Source organism: Sphingobium sp. (genome assembly GCF_035511395.1).
Lineage (GTDB): Bacteria > Pseudomonadota > Alphaproteobacteria > Sphingomonadales > Sphingomonadaceae > Sphingobium.
This window is the reverse complement of record NZ_DATKFP010000327.1, coordinates 1-2,614: the sequence shown is the minus strand read 5'-3', so window position 1 is coordinate 2,614 and position 2,614 is coordinate 1. Positions and strand designations below refer to the sequence as shown.

General features: G+C 62.3%; 3 protein-coding genes. 2 read left to right on the top strand and 1 reads right to left on the bottom strand.

Features of this window, described 5'->3' with window-relative positions; translation table 11 throughout:
* Positions 1-347: SDR family oxidoreductase (locus VMR39_RS22795; RefSeq protein ID WP_325419404.1), on the top strand; the 347-nt coding region annotated here is incomplete at its 5' end.
* A gap of 45 nt (positions 348-392) precedes the next feature.
* Here VMR39_RS22795 and VMR39_RS22790 read toward each other — a convergent pair.
* A complete protein-coding gene (locus VMR39_RS22790) occupies positions 393-2,081 on the bottom strand; it encodes an FAD-binding protein (RefSeq protein WP_325419402.1) in 1,689 nt (562 codons plus the stop codon).
* A 175-nt stretch (positions 2,082-2,256) separates the two neighbouring features.
* Here VMR39_RS22790 and VMR39_RS22785 point away from each other — a divergent pair.
* The coding region (locus VMR39_RS22785; RefSeq protein ID WP_325419400.1) for an SDR family NAD(P)-dependent oxidoreductase at positions 2,257-2,614 on the top strand (358 nt) is incomplete at its 3' end.

Sequence of the window (2,614 nt, the reverse complement as noted above, 5' to 3'; positions counted from 1 at the left end):
CCATGGCCGCCGATCCGCAGAGTTCCTACGCCACGTCCAAGAATGCGCTGTCGCTCTGGCTACGCCGCGCCGCGACCAAAGCCGAATGGGCAGGCGCGGGCATCTTGTTGAACGGCATCGGGCCGGGTGTCGTCGCGACGCCGATGACCGCACCGCTGTTCGAGCAGCCCGAAATGGTGAAACTGATCGGCCAGAGCAATCCGATCGCAGTGAAGGACTATGCCGGCCCCGGCGAGATTGCCGAACTGATCGATTTCCTGCTTGGCATGGAAAATCATTATTTGCTGGGCCAGATCATCTTCATCGACGGCGGCAGCGACGCGATCCTACGGCCTGAACTGATCTGATCGACGCAGTAAGGGCGGCGCCTCCATGGCGCCGCCCTTTTCGTATCAGGCATTCCCGCCGGTCATGTGACGCGCAGCGACATAGCCGAAGGTCATGGCCGGCCCGATGGTGACACCCGCGCCGGGATAGCTTTCCCCCATGGCCGACGCCGCATTATTCCCCACCGCATAGAGGCCGGCGATCGCATTGCCCGCGTCATCCACCACCTGTGCCTGCGCGTTGGTACGCAGCCCGCCATTGGTGCCGATGTCGCCAGGATAGATCGGCATCGCATAATATGGCCCTTGGTCCAGCGGGCGCAGGCAAGGGTTCGGGCCATGGCGCGGGTCGCCATACATCTTGTCATAGGCCGCGACGCCGCGATGAAATTCGGGATCCTCGCCTTTGGCCGCATGGATGTTGAAGCGCGCCACCGTGGCCGACAGCGCCGCTGGATCCATGCCGATCCGCTTCGCCAACGCCTCGATCGACCTTCCCTGCTTCAGGATCGAGCGCACCGCCCGGTTGTGCAGGAAGGTCGGCATCAGCGGATAGAGCGGCCCCATCGGGAACTGGTGCCGATATTTGTGGTCGAAGATCATCCAACTGGGGGAAGCATCGCCATGCTCCGCCTGCCGCCGTGCCATCTGTTGCCCGACGATATGGTAGGAGGCTGCCTCATTGAGATAACGGTGTCCCGACTGGTTCACCATGATGCAGCCCGGCAGCGCTCGCTCGACGGTGCAGAGCCGCCCGCGATCCTCGCCCGGCACGTAAAAGACCGGCGCCGCCCAGGCCGACTGCATATTGAGCGTCCCCGCGCCCACAGCTTCGCCCGCGCGAATGGAATCGCCGGTATTGCTGGTGACGCCGCCCGAATATTGGGCCGTGGGGTAAAGCGGCGCATGGCCTTCGCGCATGGCCTGATTCTTGTCATAGCCGCCTGCGGCGAGCACCACGCCTTTGCGCACGCCGATACGATAGGGTTTGCCGTCCCTATCGACCACCGCGCCCATCACCTTGCCGTCTTCACGTACCAGTTGCCGGAGGGGCGTTTCCAGCCACAGCGGTACATTTTGCCGGTTGAGCGCCATGCGCAGCCCTCCGGTCAGCGCATTGCCCAGGGTCAGTCGCCGGTCCTTGCGCGATGTCAGGCGGAAGGGCAGGTCGAGCCAATATTTGCCCATATTGACGACCAGGTTCCTGATCCACCCCTTGGTCCGATAGAGCAGTTCATAGGTTTCGCTGAAATGCCAGTTCAGATAGCCGAAAAGGCTGGCCGCAGGTGAAGCGAAGCGCTGCCTACGAATGTCTCCACCCAGCGGCTTGCCGTCGAGCGGCATCGGCAGATGGGTACGAAAGCCCTGTGCCGATCCGCCAGGATTTTCGGCATGATAGTCGGGATAAGGAAAGGCCATATATTGGACCGGCGTGTTGGCCATCACCCAACGCAGCATCGGCGCGGCATTATCGACATAGGCACGGATATTGGCGTCCGGCACATTGTCCGCCGACAATGCGCGCAAATAGGTGAAGGCGTCGTCCAGATCATCCTCGAACCCCGCCGCCTTGGCCGGATCGCTGCCCGGAATCCAGATGCCGCCGCCCGACGTGGCGGAGGTGCCGCCCCACAGGTCAGCCTTCTCGACGATCAGCACATCGGCATGATTATGAGCACCCACCAGCGCCGACAGCATCCCGCCCGCGCCCGATCCTACCACGAGGATGTCGACTTCCTTGTCCCAGTTGCTCATGCCTGTCCGCTTCTCGAATCTCGTTATCACTCTGCGGATCAAAGACAGGCTGGCCACACCGGCCACCCCACCCCCTCCCTACAATCTTCACGCAGATTGTGGCCCCACTTGCCATAAAGTCAACTTCCTGCGTAGTATGATGACAAATATTCTACGATGAATGCAAGGAGAGCTGATGTCCGCTTTGAAAGGCAAGGTAGCCCTGATCACTGGGGCCGGGCAAGGGATCGGCCAAGGTATCGCGCTCGCCATGGCAAGCGAAGGGGTCGATTTGCCGCTCGCCGGCCGTACCATCGCAAAGCTGGAGGACACCGCCCGCATCGCCAGAGAACGCGGCGTGCGCGCCGTTCCGGTCGGCTGCAACGTGAAGGCGGCGGATGATCTGGCCCATGTGGCAGATACCGCAGTGCGAGAACTGGGCGGCGTAGACATATTGGTCAACGATGCGCAGGAAGCCCCGCTCGGCCGGCTTGACGAGGTATCCGACGAAAGCTTTGTGGCGGGGTTCGAATCCGGTCCACTCGCCTCCTTCC

What these genes read in the sequence shown, in the direction of transcription:
- VMR39_RS22790 (WP_325419402.1), bottom strand. Translation starts at nt 2,081, where the DNA reads ATGAGCAACTGGGACAAGGAAGTCGACATCCTCGTGGTAGGATCGGGC.